Raw genomic sequence first — 15,099 nt, forward strand, 5'->3', positions numbered from 1 at the left:
GCGTTGCTTACTTCTCGGCGCGCTCTTTCAAAGCTTTGAGGGTGTTGAACGGCGCATCCACCACGAACTTGTTGGCCACCATCGCCGGCACGCTGCCGCCTGGCTCAGTGTGCACTTGATAGGTCACTTCGACCTGATCACCTTTTGGTACGAACTTCCAGAAACCTTTGACCTGTGCCACACGGATAAAACCTTTCTCTTCCGGAAGGTACTTCGGCACGCCTTCAAGGTTACGGGTCAGGCTGCCATCAGCGCCTTCAACGGTGGTGACGTGCAGCACCGAGTCACGCGGCGTGACCGGCCACGGCGTGTTGAACTGGGTGTAGGTCCAGCTCTGGTCGCCTTCGTGCTTGAGCAGCTTCTGGGTTTTGCACTCGTGAATCCAGGCGCAGGCGCCGGAAACGTCTTCTTGCAGTGCGCGCAGTTTGGCAACGGTGGTCTTCATCAGCGCGACACCCTGATAGGACTTGTAGTCCGAACCCGGCACTTCACTCAGAGAAACCTTGATGCCCTCTTCGTTCTTGGCGACCTTCCAGTCTTCCGCCTGAGCAACCGACGTAGCCAGCACAGCCGTCAAACCACACAACACAGCGATACGATGCAGCGAACCCATAGTCTTATTCCTTATTGTTGAAGTTCCGTTCGTTTGACACATCACGCCGCCGTCATTTGCTCCCACCAGCCGATCAGTCTGATCGCTTCTTCCGAACTGCTGCCGCAGACTTCGATGTCGGCAGAGAAGCCGGAACAGACTGCCGGGCGCTCCGGGCGGCCAAAAATGCTGCACAGGTTTTCGACCGAAAGTTGCACGCAACGTTCGCCGGCAGGTTTGCCCTGGGGCATGCCGGGAATCGGTGAGCTGATGGAAGGGGCAATGCAGCAAGCGCCACAGCCTTCACGGCATTTCATGACGAACAAATCCTCGCGACGGGCGATGTGTAAAAGAGACGCGGAACAGAGTAACCGCTAAAACGGCTGTTTAAAATTCCCTGAACCGGGGTTTTTACCGATAAGTGAATGTGACTGACCAGTCTCCGACAAAGCGTCTGGTCTGCGGGTCACAGACGGATGGTATTTACTGTTTGAATTCGAAATCCAACGCTGCGCCTTCCACTTCGCGGCGCTCATCGTTGCGCAGTTGCAACTGCATTTCGTTGCTGAGCAGACGGCCGTTAAGTTGGAAACCGCTATTTTTTTCGCCGAACATCTGCGGCAGGATTGGCTCGCGCTTAGGCAGGTCAATGGTTCCCTTGGGCTTCAGTTCTTGAACCATGTCCCTGGGCAGGCTGAGATCGAGTTTGGCCGCTGGTAATTTGGTTTTCGCCACTTCACTGGCGGGTTTCGACTTGGCAGCTATCGGTGGGCGTTTCTTGACGATTTTCTGTTGGGGCTTCTTGGCGGGCACTGCTTTTTTCACAGCCACCGATTTTTTCGCTGTACTGGTGGCGGCCGGTTTTTCCTGAACCGTGGCCGCCACAACAGCAGGCGCATGACCGATCATCAGCAAGCACAGCAAAACCCAGGTGGCAGGAAAAATCGCTTTCATGGACCCAACGAGTCTGACGGCAGAGGGCCATATGCTCGCTTGTTGGACGTCACAAGACAAGCGCGACCCTTCGTTCGTTCAGAATCCGCCAGCCGTTTCCTGACACAATTGCGTCGCCAGCAACCCCAGCGTCATCAACGCCCGCTCGGCCTCGCGGTTCCACGGAATGCCGCAATTCAGGCGGATACAGTGGTTGAACTGCTCGGTATTACTGAAGATCAGTCCCGGTGCAATGCTGATGCCCTGCTGCAATGCGCGAACATGCAATTCCTGGGTATTGACCCTCCCCGGCAGACTCACCCAAAGGATGAAACCGCCTGTGGGCCGGGTCATTTGCGTGCCTTCGGGGAAGTACTGCTGCACGGCCAACTGGAAGGCGCTGAGATTTTTTCGGTATTCCTGGCGGATGTACCGTAAATGCCGGTCATAACCGCCGTTTTCCAGATAAGCGGCAATCGCCATCTGCGTAACGCTGCACGCCGAGTGCGTGGTGAACGTCTGCAAGCGCTGGATTTCCTGCTGATACTTGCCGGCGATCATCCAGCCGATGCGCACACCGGGCGACAAGGTCTTGGAGAAGCTCGAGCAATAGATCACCCGGTCCAGACGGTCGTAGGCTTTCAGCGCCTTGGTGCGCCCCTGCTCAAACATGAGTTCGCCATAAATATCGTCTTCGACGATCTGAATATCGAAATCCGAGGCTAGCCGCAGCAGCTGTTTCTGCCGCTCTTCAGGCATGGTGCCGCCCAGCGGATTGCTCAGGCGCGTGGTCAGCACCAGCGCCTTGATCGACCATTGGTTGGCCGCCAGTTGCAGCGCTTCGAGGCTCATGCCGGTGGCAGGATCGCTGGGAATTTCAATGACTTTCAGGCCCAGCAGATCGGCCAGCTGCAGGAGGCCATAGTAAGTTGGCGATTCTGCGGCAATCAGATCGCCCGGACGGGTAAGCACCCGCAACGACATTTGCAGGGCATCGACACATCCATGGGTGATCACCACCTCCGACGGATCGACTACCACGCCAGCGTCGCGCATGCGGATCGCCACTTGCCGGCGCAGCGGTTCAAAACCGGGACTGAACATGTAGCTGAATGCGCGCGGGCTATGGAATCGGGTGACTTTGGCCAGTTGCTGGTGCAACGCGCGCACTGGCAAGTAATCGACGCTGGGCACCGCTGCGCCCAACGGGAACACGCCTTCGCGGCGCGACTCGACCAGTACCTGCTGAATGATACTGCTGCGCGTGACCAGCCCCGGTCGCTCGACCCGGGCGATGTCCGGCGTCGGTGCGGTCAGCGCGGGCGTCTGGTGTACGTAGTAACCGGACTGTGGCCGTGCGCGAATCAGCCCCTGATCTTCGAGGTTGGCATAAGCCTGCAATACCGTCGCATGGCTGACGTTGAGCTGCGAACTCATCTTGCGTACCGAAGGCACGCGTTCCCCCGGTTGATAGACACCACGGCGAATGTCTTCGGCCAGTTGCTGAGCAATACGTTGGTAGAGCAAGAGATTGGTCATGACGCAGCACTCGATTTCACGGGCATTTTATTCTTGTGTGAAACAATACCGGAACAGTTTAGAAGTGTACTGGGACAGTTGCCACTTTAGTCGACCATACAGTGCGGTGTCTGCCCCCGACTGTACTGATTTGCGAGCCATTCGACAGACGTAAAAAAGCCCGGTACTGCATGACAGTCCGGGCTTTCCAGAGACGCAACCCTTAGCGGGCGGCGCCGAGCTGGCCTTTTTCGTCGGAGAAGACGATTTCCACCCGACGGTTCTGTGCCCGCCCGCGCTCGGAAGCGTTGGCGTCCACCGGGTATTCGTCGCCGTAGCCTTCGACTTGAATGCGTTTGTCCTCGATACCCAGATCCATCAGCACGTCAGCCACGGCTTGGGCGCGATCGCGAGACAGTTTGAGGTTCTCCTGCTTGCCGCCAGTACTGTCGGTGTAACCCTCGATACGCACCACGCGTTTCGGGTTCAGTTGCAGGAACTGCACAATCTTCAGCACTACACGGTTGGCGGAGTTTTTCAGCTCGGCCTCGCCGGTATCAAACAACACGTCGCCGAGGGTCATCACCAGACCCCGGTCGGTCTGCGTGGTGGCCAGCGCAACGATCTGCTCTTCCAGCCACTTGCCCTGTTGCTGCACGCTCAGCAGTTTCGATTCCCGCAGGGCCAGTTGCAGGCGCTGACGCTCCAATTCGAGCTTGGCGATGCGTTCTTCGTTGAGCACCTGATTGGTGTGCTCGCGGGCGATTTCGCTGTAGCGCTGGCTCAGGTAGGCGTAATGCACCACGTCCGAACCGCTGCCCCAGTAGGTCGACAGGCGATCGGCACGGGCCAGGGATTCTCCGGCACGGATCACGTCTTTCGGCGCGATGCGCAGCACGTTGGAGTCTTCTTTGACTTTCTGGAAGTCAGCGCCCGCCTCTTGCAGAGCCGATTCGCTGTGTTGACCGGCGCAGCCGTAGAGGCTCGCGCAACCGGCGAGGATCAGTGCACCGATGGCTTTGGACTTGAGGCTCATTGGGCATCTCCCAGTTGCTTGCGCAGACGGACGATGCGGGTGTTGAGCACATTCACCTGTTCTTCACTTTTCTGGGTCAGCACTTTGGCTTCAGCCAAACGTGCATCCAGTTCGGCCTGCTCGGCACGCATGCGCGCATTGCGATAGGACTCGTCAGCCATATTGCCTTTGGCGCGGTCGTACTTGGCTTCGGCCAGTTTCATTTCCGGCACGTCGTCGGCAGTGGCACCGACGGCCTTGGCCTGGGTGATGGCCTGCTCGGTGAGGCGCATTTGTTCATTGGGTGCCGGATCGCTGGCGCAACCGGCCAGGGCCAGAACGGCCACAGCCGCGAAAAGAGGTCGAATACTCACTAAGAATCCCTACTGTTTTGGGGCACTGACAGGTTGTTGCGGTTGTTGCTGCTGCGCCTTCCAGCGTTCGATATTGCGTTGCAGCGCGGCCTCTGTCAGTCCGGACGCGGGCAATTCTGTCATCTTTTTGGCCAACTGTCCGCGCAACCACGGATCGTTGCAGGCTGAGTTGTGGGAAACCGCCAGGAACAGCCCCGGCCGATCAATGGGTTGCTCAAACGCCAGCAGGTCGTTGGTCATCCCCAATGCCTGTGCGGCGGCCATGCCCGAATAGCGACCGGCGAGTACATATTCCACTTCGCCGAGGAGCAATTTCTGCAGAGCCTGGGTAAGGTTTGCTGTACGGGTGAGGGTCAGATTCTGCTCGGCGAAAGTGCCAAATGCCTGGGTAATCCGAGACTTTTCCGACAACGCACCCGCGTGTCCATGGAGGTCTTTGGCCTCGCTGTAGACCAGTGTCGAGCCTTTGCGCGTCCACACCAGATAGTCGTTTTGCAGCAGCGGCGGGTAAATGTAGTCGAGGTTTTCCAGCTCATTAAAAGTCAGCGGCGCGTCGGCCAGCATGTCCATGCGCCCGCTTCGCACTTCATCAAGGGCTTGCGAGCGTTTGCCGGCATAAAGTAATTCGACCTTGATACCGAGGTCTTTGGCCACTTGTTGCAACAGATCAGCGCTGGCTCCGATCAACTGCTTGGGATTTTGTGGATCCTGCCACAGGTAGGGCGGCGCATCCGGGCTGCCAGTGACGACGAGGCGCTCGCACTTGCCGGCGGCCGTGGCCAAACCCGGCAACAAGGCCAACCCCAGCAATACCGAGTAACGCAATCCGCAGCGCAGATCCATGGCAAAACGCTCCCACTCAAATCCGAGACAAAAAAAGCCCGACCAAAAGGTCGGGCTCTTTATAAGTCAGGCTGCTGGATTAGACCAGCTTCTCGAACTCGGGTACCGCTTCGAACAGATCAGCCACGAGACCGTAATCGGCCACCTGGAAGATCGGCGCTTCTTCGTCCTTGTTGATCGCAACGATCACTTTGGAGTCTTTCATGCCGGCCAGGTGCTGGATCGCGCCGGAGATACCGACGGCAATGTACAGCTGAGGCGCAACGATCTTGCCCGTCTGACCGACCTGCATGTCGTTCGGTACGAAACCTGCGTCGACTGCCGCGCGCGAAGCGCCAACAGCAGCGCCCAGCTTGTCGGCCAGAGCGTACAGGTGTTTGAAGTTGTCGCCGTTCTGCATACCGCGGCCGCCGGAAACGACGATCTTGGCAGCAGTCAGCTCTGGACGATCGGACTTGGCCAGCTCTTCGCCAACGAAGCTCGAAGTGCCAGCGTTGTGCGCAGCACCAACCGCTTCAACAGCGGCCGAACCACCTTCAGCAGCAACCGGGTCGAAACCGGTGGCACGCACGGTGATCACTTTGATCGCAGCGGTCGATTGCACGGTAGCAATGGCGTTACCGGCGTAGATCGGACGCTTGAAAGTGTCAGCGCTTTCGACCGAGATGATCTCGGAGATCTGGTCAACGTCCAGCTGAGCGGCAACGCGCGGCAGGATGTTTTTGCCGTTGGAGGTCGCGGCAGCCAGGATGTGGCTGTAACCAGCGCCCAGCTCTGCAACCAGAGGAGCAACGTTTTCCGGCAGCTGATGCGCGTAAGCCGCGTTGTCAGCGTTGAGGACTTTGCTCACGCCAGCGATTTTCGCAGCGGCTTCAGCCACGGCGCCAGCGCCTTGGCCGGCAACCAGAACGTGAATGTCGCCGCCGATTTTGGCTGCGGCAGCCACGGTGTTCAGTGTGGCCGGGGCCAGCACTTTGTTGTCGTGTTCAGCAATAACCAAGATAGTCATTTAGATTACCTTCGCTTCATTCTTGAGTTTTTCAACCAGTTCAGCCACCGACTTGACCTTGATACCCGCGCTGCGTGCTGCCGGCGCTTCGACTTTCAGGGTCTTGTTGGTGGAGGCGGTGGAAACGCCCAAAGCGTCCGGAGTCAGCACTTCGAGAGGCTTCTTCTTGGCTTTCATGATGTTTGGCAGGGACGCATAACGCGGCTCGTTCAAACGCAGGTCGGTGGTGACGATCGCTGGCAGTTTCAGCGAAACGGTTTGCGCGCCGCCGTCGATTTCGCGGGTCACGGCAACGCTGTCACCGGAGACTTCGACTTTCGAAGCGAAAGTGCCCTGACCGTAACCGCTCAATGCAGCGAGCATCTGGCCGGTCTGGTTGTTGTCGCTATCGATCGCCTGTTTACCGAGGATCACCAGCTGAGGCTGTTCCTTATCGACAACAGCTTTCAACAGTTTGGCCACGGCCAGCGAAGTCAGATCTTCAGCGGATTCGACGAGGATGGCACGGTCGGCACCCAGAGCCAGTGCGGTACGCAGCTGCTCCTGAGCGGTGGTCGGGCCGATGGAGACGACGACGATTTCAGTCGCAACACCTTTCTCTTTCAGGCGTACGGCTTCTTCCACTGCGATTTCGCAGAACGGGTTCATCGACATCTTGACGTTGGCGAGATCGACGCCGGAATTGTCCGCCTTGACGCGAACCTTGACGTTGTAATCCACAACGCGTTTGACAGCTACAAGAACCTTCATGGATTCCTCGTTACTCTCCGGTGAAAAGAAAGTCGCCTAGGCGAACCTGGCGGTTGATGCTCATCAGGCTAAAAGGGCACCTCTAAAAACGCCGACGTGGGTGCGGGGTGATTCACGTCGCGAAGCGCTGTGACCGTTCGTCAGTGGTGACCGACAAGTCATGGATCTTCACGCTGTGTAAACTGCGCGCCGGACCTGCGCTGCACATCACCTGCTACTGCCTGTGCCCTGTCTTTAGAGGTGCTCTTGAAACCGCCAGTCTGCCTACGACGAGCGCAAAACCGCCCGTATCTTGACCGGAACGCCTATTCCGGTCAATACGGCAAAATGGCCGTTCATAAGCCGCGCTTCTTTGATTTCTCTGGGCTGGAGCCAATTCAAACAAACGTTTGTATTGGACGCTAGGAGTGGTGTAGATATAATGCGCCCCCTAGAGAGAAAGGTGGCTTCTCCTTTATCCCCCTTGACGTTAACGTAAAGGCATAACGGATGCGACATCAAACCTCCAAATTAGAAAAAAAACTGTTGAGCCTTGAGTAGGAGATAGCCTGTGGAACGCGAATACATGGAATTCGACGTGGTCATCGTCGGTGCCGGCCCCGCTGGCCTGTCCGCCGCCTGCCGTCTGAAGCAGAAGGCCGCCGAAGCCGGTAAGGAAATCAGCGTCTGCGTGGTCGAAAAAGGCTCCGAAGTCGGCGCACACATCCTTTCCGGTGCCGTGTTCGAACCACGCGCTCTGAACGAACTGTTCCCGGACTGGAAAGAACTCGGCGCACCGCTGAACACACCGGTCACCCGCGACGACATTTTCGTGCTGAAAAACGCCGAAAACGCGCAAAAGATTCCAGACTTCTTTGTGCCCAAGACCATGCACAACGAAGGCAATTACATTATCTCCCTCGGCAACCTGTGCCGCTGGCTGGCCCAGCAGGCGGAAAACCTCGGTGTAGAAATCTACCCGGGCTTCGCTGCTCAGGAAGCGCTGATCGACGAGCAAGGCATCGTCCGCGGAATCATCACCGGTGATCTGGGCGTCGACCGCGAAGGCAACCCGAAAGAAGGCCTCTACACCCCGGGCATGGAACTGCGTGGCAAATACACGCTGTTCGCCGAAGGCTGCCGTGGCCACATCGGCAAGCAACTGATCAAGCGCTTCAACCTCGACAGCGATGCCGACGCCCAGCACTACGGCATCGGCCTGAAAGAAATCTGGGAAATCGACCCGGCGAAACACCAGCCAGGCCTGGTGGTGCACACCGCCGGTTGGCCACTGGACATCATGGGCACAGAAAACACCGGCGGCTCGTTCCTCTATCACCTGGAAAACAATCAGGTCGTAGTCGGTCTGATCGTCGACCTGTCCTACAGCAACACGTACCTGTCGCCGTTCGACGAGTTCCAGCGCCTCAAGCATCACCCGGTGCTGGCCCAGTACCTGGAAGGTGGCAAGCGCATCAGCTACGGCGCTCGCGCCATCTGTAAGGGCGGCCTGAACTCGCTGCCGAAAATGGTCTTCAAAGGCGGCGCGCTGATCGGTTGCGACCTCGGCACTCTGAACTTTGCCAAGATCAAAGGCAGCCACACTGCAATGAAATCCGGCATGCTCGCCGCGGAGTCGGTGGCTGAGGCGCTGTTCGCTGAAAAGGATGGCACCGAAGAACTGACCACTTACGTCGACGCGTTCAAGAAGAGCTGGCTCTACGACGAACTGTTCGCCAGCCGCAACTTCGGCCCGGCGATCCACAAGTTCGGCGCCATCGTCGGCGGCGGTTTCAACTGGCTCGATCAGAACATCTTCGGCGGCAAACTGCCGTTTACCCTGCACGACACCAAGCCGGATTACGCTTGCCTCAAGCTCGCGGCCGACTGCAAGAAGATCGACTACCCGAAACCCGACGGCAAACTCAGCTTCGACAAACTCAGCTCGGTGTTCATCTCCGGTACCAACCACGAAGAAGAACAGCCTTGCCACCTGAAGCTGACCGACCCGAGCATCCCGATCAGCAAAAACCTGCCGCTGTACGACGAACCGGCGCAGCGCTACTGCCCGGCCGGCGTATACGAAGTGATCACCAAGGAAGACGGCGAGAAGCGCTTCCAGATCAACGCCCAGAACTGCGTGCACTGCAAGACCTGTGACATCAAGGACCCTTCGCAGAACATCACTTGGGTCACGCCGGAAGGCGCTGGCGGCCCGACTTATCCAAACATGTAAGTCGACCTGCTGGACAACAAGGCTCCCGAATCGGGGGCCTTTTTGTTGCCCATAATTCAGTGCATCACATCAATACCTGTGGGAGCTGGCTTGCCAGCGATGGCGGTGGATCAGGCGATATCTATGCTGAATGTGCCGGCCTCATCGCTGGCAAGCCAGCTCCCACAATGATTGTGTAAATCCTCAGGCAGCGCGTTCGTCGCCCGGGCTGCGCTCGAAGTAGCGTTTGTACTCGCGGCTGAACTGCGACGTGCTCTGATACCCCACCCGATGCGCCACCTGCGCCACGCCCAGCCCTTCCGCGACGAGCAACGTCTGCGCCTTCAGCAGTCGCAAGCGCTTCAGATACTGCACCGGCGACAACAACGTGCTGCGCTTGAAATGCTCGTGAAACGTCGACACGCTCATATTCGCGCAACCGGCCAAAGTCTCGACGTTCAACGGTTCGGTGTAATGCGCATGCAGATGACTGATCGACGCCGCCACCCGTGCGAACTGCCCCTGCTGTTCCACCAATGCGCGCAGCACATCAGCCTGCGGCCCACGCAGTGCAGTGAACAACAACTCACGCACTCGCGCCGGCCCGAGAATCTGGCATTCCAGCGGATCGTGCAGACAACTCAGCAAGCGCTCGACGCATCCGCGCATGGCGTCGTCCAGCACCACCGAAGTCATCGACTCGGGCGTCTGCGCCGGAATATGCCGGCCCGGCGCCAGCCCCATCGCCAGCACCAGCTCACCGAGCAGCACCCGGTCAATCGCCACCGAAACACCCAGCAACGGCGCATCCGGCAAGGCAAAGGTTTCGCATTCGAACGGCACCGGCAGCGCCTGAATCAGATAATGCCCGGCACCGTACTCCATCGTCCGAGGCCCGAGAAACGCCAGTTTGCTGCCCTGGGCGATGATCATCAGGCTCGGCTCATAAATGTGCGGGCCACGGGCGACGTCGCAACTGGCGCGCAGCACCTGCACGCCCGCAAGCCCGGTCTGGCTATAACCATCGCGCAGCGCCAAAGGTTCGATCAGCGAAACCAGCCTGGCATTGGCATCAAGGTGACGGGTCAATTGCATCAAAGTGTTCTTCAAAAAAAATCATGGAAAAAGGGATAAAAGCATCATCGCAGATCCTTTTGCCAATGCGACCGATCAAACCCGCATGCCGGAGGATTAGGCATAAGACCCGGAGTAATCGTCATGGCCGCAGCGGCGGTCGGCGCCCAGAATGCGCCGCCTCACCTGTCATTGCTTTTGCGAGGTTTCATATGTACACCGCCATCGGCTACGCCGCCCAATCGGCCACCACGCCCCTCGCCCCGATGAAATTCGAACGTCGCAGCCCGCGCGCCGACGACGTTGCCATCGAAATCCTCTACTGCGGCGTCTGCCACTCCGACATCCACCAGGCACGCAACGAATGGGGCATCGCTGTTTACCCGTTGATGCCCGGCCACGAGATCGTCGGAAAAGTCACCGCCGTCGGTGCGAATGTTACCCGTCACAAAGTAGGCGATCTGGTTGGCGTTGGCTGCATGGTCGACTCCTGCCGCACCTGCGAAGCCTGCCAATCGAACCTTGAGCAATACTGCCTCGAAGGTCCGACCATGACCTACGCCACTCCGGATCGGGTCGATGGCAGCAACACCATGGGCGGTTATTCGGACAGCATCGTCGTCAGCGAGCACTTCGTCGTACGCATCCCGGAGAAGCTCGATCTGGCCGCCGCCGCACCGATCCTCTGCGCCGGCATCACCACCTACTCGCCGCTCAAGCACTACGGCGTCAAGGCTGGCGACAAGGTCGGGATTCTCGGCATGGGTGGCCTCGGCCATATGGGCATCAAGTTCGCCAAAGCCATGGGCGCTGAAGTGACCTTGTTCACCCGTTCGGCGAGCAAGGCCGAGGAAGGTCGTCGTCAGGGCGCCGATCACGTGATCGTCTCCACCGACGACGAGCAGATGAAGGCCGCCGCCGGTCACTTCGACTTCCTGCTCGACACCATTCCGGTGCAGCACGACCTCAACCCGTACCTCGACACCTTGCGTTTCGACGGTGTGCACATTCTGGTCGGGCTGATCGAGCCGATCGATCCGCCAGTCCATGCCGCCAAACTGGTGCTGGGCCGTCGCGTGCTGGCCGGTTCGTTGATCGGTGGCGTCGCCGAAACCCAGGAAGTGCTGGATTTCTGCGCCGAGCACAACATCACCTGCGACATCGAAATGCTCGACATTCGCCAGATCAACGAGGCTTACGCCCGCATGATCGCTGGCGACGTGAAATACCGTTTCGTCATCGACATGGCAACGCTCAAGGTTTAAACCTTAGCGCCAAGCTCCGCTGACAACCGAGCTGTGACCCCTTTGATCAGGGGAATCAGCTCGGCCATTTTTTCCAGCGGCATGTACGGCACCGTACTGGCGATACTGATCGCTGCGACGATGCGTTTACTCGCATCGCGGATCGGCGCCGCCACGCAACGGATCGATGGCTCGTTATCCTCCAGATCGAATGCGTAGCCACCGGCGACGTATTCGCTCATGCGCTGCTCAAGCTGTTCCCACGACTGCTGGGGATGCTGCGGCTGGAACTGACTTTTCCCACCCGCCGGCAGGCTGATGTCGTACAGCCGTTGCCAATCCTGCGCTGAATCATCGAGCATCAACGCCTTGCCGATCCCGGTGCGCGCCAACGGCATGCGATGGCCGACCCGCGAACGCATTTCCGGGCCATTACGCCCCGGATTCTTCAGCAGGTACAGCACTTCATCGCCTTCACGAATCCCCAAATGAACGGTGTCGCCGGTCAGTGCCGACAACTCGTCCAGATACGGCCCGGCCAGACTCACCAGCGGCAACTCTTCGCGTGCCTGGAAACCCAGCTCGATCAGCTTCGGCCCCAACAGATAACCGACTTGCGGCACCACGCGAAGGTAGCGCTCGTCCACCAGACAACTGGCCAGGCGATGAGTGGTGCTGCGGGTGGTGCCGATCAGCCGGGCAATCTCCTTGAGATCGCGCGCACCACTGGCCACCGCTTGCACCACACCCAGGCCGCGCAGCAGCGTTTGCGTGCCGGTGGGCGCGGCGTCCTTGGTTTTTTCCGGAGCGTCTTCCTGCATATCCAGCCTTTACCGTTGAGCGAGGGAACGGGCGGCATTATGGTCGCCCGACGTTGACCACTACAACTCGATACGCTCGACCTTACCGACCAACAGCACGTAGGACAAAGCGCCGATCAATGCGAGAACCGCGATATAGGTGATCGCCGGCGCGAACGAATCGCCGCTGGCAAGAAAGCCGATGACGATCGGCGTGGCAATCGCCGACAGGTTTCCGATGAAGTTGAACACGCCGCCGGTCAAACCGAGCAGACGTGCCGGTGCCAAGGTCGAGACCAGCGACCAGGTAATCGAAGCCAGACCGTTACCGAAAAACGCCAACGCCAGAAAGGCAATCACCAGCGGGGTCGACTCGACGAAGTTGGCGCCGATGATCGAGGTAGAAATCAGCAACCCGCCAATGATTGGCAACTTGCGCGCGAAACCCACGGTATAGCCGCGACGGATCAGGAAATCGGAAAAGAACCCTGAACACAACACGCCAACAAACGCGGCGAGAAACGGCAGCGACGCCAGCAGGCCGGACTTGATGAAGTCCATGCCGCGATACTTCACCAGATAGGTCGGGAACCACGTCAGGAAAAACCACAGCGTCGAGTTCAGGCAGAACTGGCCGAGGTAGATGCCCCACAATTTGCGTTTGGTCAGGACGATACCGAGATCCTTCCAGCTGAATTTGGCTTTGACCCTGGCTGACTCTTGCTGAATATCGACCAGACCACCGCCCTCGCGGATCAGGTCGATTTCGGCTTCGTTGGCGCCCTTGAAATCTCGCGGCTCTCGATAGACCGCGTACCAGATGGCTGCCCAGATGATGCCGACGGCGCCGGTTGCGACGAACACCATGTGCCAGCCGAATTCGTGTTGCAGCCAGGCAAGAACCGGGGTCAGGAATGCCAGACCAACGAACTGCCCGGAGGTGTAGAAACCAATCGCCGTAGCGCGTTCACGCTCCGGAAACCACGTTGTGACCACGCGGCTGTTGATCGGATACGCCGGCGCTTCCAGCGCGCCGACCGCCATGCGCAGCACAAACAGCGCAATGAAACTCGCAGCGAAACCGAGCATCACCGTGGCCACCGACCACAGCAGCAGCGCGACGCTATAGAGAATGCGTGGCGGCACACGATCCACCAGCCAGCCGCCGGGGATCTGCATGGCCGCGTAGGTCCAGCCAAACGCCGAGAAGATCAGCCCGACGTGAATCGGATCGATGCCTAGCTCACTGGTCAGCGCCGGGGCGGCAATCGACAGGTTACTGCGGTCGAGGTAGTTGATGACCACGGTGATAAACAGCAACACCATGATGAAAAACCGCTTGCGGCTGGGCGTGACTAAAGACGCCTGCCCGGTGAGGGTTTGCGGTTGCATGAGAGATGCCTCTTCTTATGTTTATTTGAGGTCGGCCTGAGGCCTTGCACAAATCCCTGTAGGAGTGAGCCTGCTCGCGATAGCGCCTTGTCTGTCACATCAATGCTGGATGTCACACCGAATCGCGAGCAGGCTCACTCCTACATTTGAACTGTGGTGAATCAGAGGGGACTCACCACTCGGCAAAACTGCCATCGGCATGACGCCAGATCGGGTTGCGCCAGCGATGCCCTACGGCTGCGCGCTCGATCACGTATTCCTCGTTGATCTCGATACCCAGGCCCGGGCCGTTCGGAATTTTCACGAAACCCTTGTCGTAGTCGAACACCCGCGGGTCCTTCACGTAGTCGAGCAGATCGTTGCTCTCGTTGTAATGGATGCCCAGGCTCTGCTCCTGGATAAACGCGTTGTAACAAACCGCGTCCAGTTGCAAACATGCCGCCAGCGCAATCGGGCCCAGCGGGCAATGCAGCGCCAGCGCCACGTCATAGGCCTCGGCCATGTTGGCGATCTTGCGGGTTTCGGTGATGCCGCCGGCGTGAGAAGCGTCCGGCTGGATGATGTCGACGTAGCCTTCGCTCAACACGCGTTTAAAATCCCAACGCGAGAACAGCCGCTCACCGAGGGCGATCGGCGTGCTGGTCAGCGGCGCCAGTTCCTTCAGCGCTTCATAGTTCTCGCTGAGCACCGGCTCTTCGATAAACATCAGTTTGTACGGGTCGAGTTCCTTCATCAGCACTTTGGCCATCGGCTTGTGCACGCGGCCGTGGAAGTCGACGCCGATGCCGACGTTTGGCCCGACCGCATCACGCACGGCGGCAACGTTGGCCAGCGCCAGATCGACTTTCTCGAAGGAGTCGAGGAACTGCAGCTCTTCGGTGCCGTTCATTTTCACGGCGGTGAAACCACGGCTCACGGCTTCCTTCGCCGCACGCGCGGTGTCGGCTGGACGGTCGCCACCGATCCACGAATACACGCGAATCTTGTCGCGCACCTGACCACCGAGCAGATCGCTGACCGAGACGCCGAGGGCCTTGCCCTTGATGTCCCACAGCGCCTGGTCGATACCGGCCAACGCGCTCATGTGAATCGCGCCGCCACGGTAGAAACCGCCGCGATAGAGCACGGTCCAGATGTCTTCGATGTTGCGTGGGTCTTTGCCGATCAGGTAGTCGGACAATTCTTCTACGGCAGCTGCAACAGTATGTGCGCGACCTTCAACCACGGGCTCGCCCCAACCGGTCACGCCCTCGTCGGTTTCGACCTTGAGGAAGCACCAGCGCGGCGGAACGATAAAGGTCGTGAGTTTGGTGATTTTCATCTCTGCTCTCTTTTGTAAATGCAGCTCTTATTAGATGCAG

Annotated in this window: 15 protein-coding genes; 2 read left to right on the forward strand and 13 right to left on the reverse strand. The window is 58.8% G+C overall.

The annotated features are described in order from the left end of the window. Positions 1-7 precede the first annotated feature (7 nt). The 9 genes from JFT91_RS10610 to JFT91_RS10650 all read right to left on the reverse strand — a co-directional run bounded on the left by JFT91_RS10610 (position 8) and on the right by JFT91_RS10650 (position 7,034). Positions 8-613, reverse strand: a complete 606-nt coding sequence (locus JFT91_RS10610; protein WP_201230973.1) for an START domain-containing protein — start codon at positions 611-613, stop codon at positions 8-10. A 41-nt stretch (positions 614-654) separates the two neighbouring features. Beyond that, the gene (locus JFT91_RS10615) at positions 655-909 is read right to left on the reverse strand and encodes a YkgJ family cysteine cluster protein (RefSeq protein WP_201230974.1); all 255 of its coding nucleotides are present in this window, start codon (positions 907-909) and stop codon (positions 655-657) included. A 166-nt stretch (positions 910-1,075) separates the two neighbouring features. Further along, positions 1,076-1,546 carry a translation initiation factor 2 gene (locus tag JFT91_RS10620; protein WP_201232630.1) on the reverse strand — a complete coding sequence of 157 codons (471 nt, stop codon included), beginning with the start codon at positions 1,544-1,546 and terminating at the stop codon, positions 1,076-1,078. Positions 1,547-1,624: 78 nt separating this feature from the next. Beyond that, positions 1,625-3,064 (reverse strand): aminotransferase-like domain-containing protein, encoded by a 1,440-nt coding sequence (locus JFT91_RS10625; protein ID WP_201232361.1) that lies wholly within the window; start codon positions 3,062-3,064, stop codon positions 1,625-1,627. A gap of 202 nt (positions 3,065-3,266) precedes the next feature. Continuing rightward, positions 3,267-4,079 (reverse strand): OmpA family protein, encoded by an 813-nt coding sequence (locus tag JFT91_RS10630; RefSeq protein ID WP_201232362.1) that lies wholly within the window; start codon positions 4,077-4,079, stop codon positions 3,267-3,269. After that, entirely contained in the window at positions 4,076-4,432 is a 357-nt protein-coding gene (locus JFT91_RS10635) for a DUF4398 domain-containing protein (protein ID WP_201230978.1), read from the reverse strand. Before JFT91_RS10635 ends, JFT91_RS10630 begins: the two co-directional genes overlap by 4 nt. 9 nt (positions 4,433-4,441) lie before the next feature. Beyond that, on the reverse strand, positions 4,442-5,275 hold the full coding sequence (locus tag JFT91_RS10640) for a substrate-binding periplasmic protein (RefSeq protein WP_201232363.1): 834 nt from the start codon (positions 5,273-5,275) through the stop codon (positions 4,442-4,444). A gap of 79 nt (positions 5,276-5,354) precedes the next feature. Then, complete coding sequence (locus JFT91_RS10645) at positions 5,355-6,284, reverse strand: electron transfer flavoprotein subunit alpha/FixB family protein (protein WP_201230980.1); 930 nt, start codon at positions 6,282-6,284, stop codon at positions 5,355-5,357. Continuing rightward, entirely contained in the window at positions 6,285-7,034 is a 750-nt protein-coding gene (locus JFT91_RS10650) for an electron transfer flavoprotein subunit beta/FixA family protein (RefSeq protein WP_007908338.1), read from the reverse strand. It abuts the gene before it with no gap. Between the two features lie 550 nt (positions 7,035-7,584). Between JFT91_RS10650 and JFT91_RS10655 the strand changes: the two genes are divergently transcribed. Then, on the forward strand, positions 7,585-9,249 hold the full coding sequence (locus tag JFT91_RS10655) for a 4Fe-4S dicluster domain-containing protein (RefSeq protein WP_201232364.1): 1,665 nt from the start codon (positions 7,585-7,587) through the stop codon (positions 9,247-9,249). A gap of 183 nt (positions 9,250-9,432) precedes the next feature. Here the strand turns inward: JFT91_RS10655 and JFT91_RS10660 are convergent, their stop codons facing one another. Further along, entirely contained in the window at positions 9,433-10,323 is an 891-nt protein-coding gene (locus JFT91_RS10660) for an AraC family transcriptional regulator (RefSeq protein WP_201148342.1), read from the reverse strand. 191 nt (positions 10,324-10,514) lie between these two features. On the opposite strand from JFT91_RS10660, the gene JFT91_RS10665 reads away from it, so the two are divergent. Further along, positions 10,515-11,567, forward strand: a complete 1,053-nt coding sequence (locus tag JFT91_RS10665) for an NAD(P)-dependent alcohol dehydrogenase (protein ID WP_201230983.1) — start codon at positions 10,515-10,517, stop codon at positions 11,565-11,567. Here the strand turns inward: JFT91_RS10665 and JFT91_RS10670 are convergent. The 3 genes from JFT91_RS10670 to dgoD form a co-directional block, all read right to left on the reverse strand. Further along, positions 11,564-12,367 carry an IclR family transcriptional regulator gene (locus JFT91_RS10670; RefSeq protein WP_201232365.1) on the reverse strand — a complete coding sequence of 268 codons (804 nt, stop codon included), beginning with the start codon at positions 12,365-12,367 and terminating at the stop codon, positions 11,564-11,566. The genes JFT91_RS10665 and JFT91_RS10670 overlap by 4 nt on opposite strands. Positions 12,368-12,427: 60 nt before the next feature. Continuing rightward, a complete protein-coding gene (locus tag JFT91_RS10675; protein WP_201232366.1) occupies positions 12,428-13,738 on the reverse strand; it encodes an MFS transporter in 1,311 nt (436 codons plus the stop codon). 172 nt (positions 13,739-13,910) lie between these two features. After that, complete coding sequence (gene dgoD, locus JFT91_RS10680) at positions 13,911-15,059, reverse strand: galactonate dehydratase (RefSeq protein ID WP_007903915.1); 1,149 nt, start codon at positions 15,057-15,059, stop codon at positions 13,911-13,913. Between the last annotated feature and the right edge of the window lie 40 nt (positions 15,060-15,099).

Origin of the sequence: Pseudomonas sp. TH08 (genome assembly GCF_016651275.1) — a bacterium.
Taxonomy (GTDB): domain Bacteria; phylum Pseudomonadota; class Gammaproteobacteria; order Pseudomonadales; family Pseudomonadaceae; genus Aquipseudomonas.

Bases quoted from the DNA above. Each gene is read 5' to 3' on its own strand.
- JFT91_RS10610 (WP_201230973.1), bottom strand. From the start codon at position 613: ATGGGTTCGCTGCATCGTATCGCTGTGTTGTGTGGTTTGACGGCTGTG.
- JFT91_RS10615 (WP_201230974.1), bottom strand. From the start codon at position 909: ATGAAATGCCGTGAAGGCTGTGGCGCTTGCTGCATTGCCCCTTCCATC.
- JFT91_RS10620 (WP_201232630.1), bottom strand. From the start codon at position 1,546: ATGAAAGCGATTTTTCCTGCCACCTGGGTTTTGCTGTGCTTGCTGATG.
- JFT91_RS10625 (WP_201232361.1), bottom strand. From the start codon at position 3,064: ATGACCAATCTCTTGCTCTACCAACGTATTGCTCAGCAACTGGCCGAA.
- JFT91_RS10630 (WP_201232362.1), bottom strand. From the start codon at position 4,079: ATGAGCCTCAAGTCCAAAGCCATCGGTGCACTGATCCTCGCCGGTTGC.
- JFT91_RS10640 (WP_201232363.1), bottom strand. From the start codon at position 5,275: ATGGATCTGCGCTGCGGATTGCGTTACTCGGTATTGCTGGGGTTGGCC.
- JFT91_RS10645 (WP_201230980.1), bottom strand. From the start codon at position 6,284: ATGACTATCTTGGTTATTGCTGAACACGACAACAAAGTGCTGGCCCCG.
- JFT91_RS10650 (WP_007908338.1), bottom strand. From the start codon at position 7,034: ATGAAGGTTCTTGTAGCTGTCAAACGCGTTGTGGATTACAACGTCAAG.
- JFT91_RS10660 (WP_201148342.1), bottom strand. From the start codon at position 10,323: ATGCAATTGACCCGTCACCTTGATGCCAATGCCAGGCTGGTTTCGCTG.
- JFT91_RS10665 (WP_201230983.1), top strand. From the start codon at position 10,515: ATGTACACCGCCATCGGCTACGCCGCCCAATCGGCCACCACGCCCCTC.
- JFT91_RS10670 (WP_201232365.1), bottom strand. From the start codon at position 12,367: ATGCAGGAAGACGCTCCGGAAAAAACCAAGGACGCCGCGCCCACCGGC.
- JFT91_RS10675 (WP_201232366.1), bottom strand. From the start codon at position 13,738: ATGCAACCGCAAACCCTCACCGGGCAGGCGTCTTTAGTCACGCCCAGC.
- dgoD (WP_007903915.1), bottom strand. From the start codon at position 15,059: ATGAAAATCACCAAACTCACGACCTTTATCGTTCCGCCGCGCTGGTGC.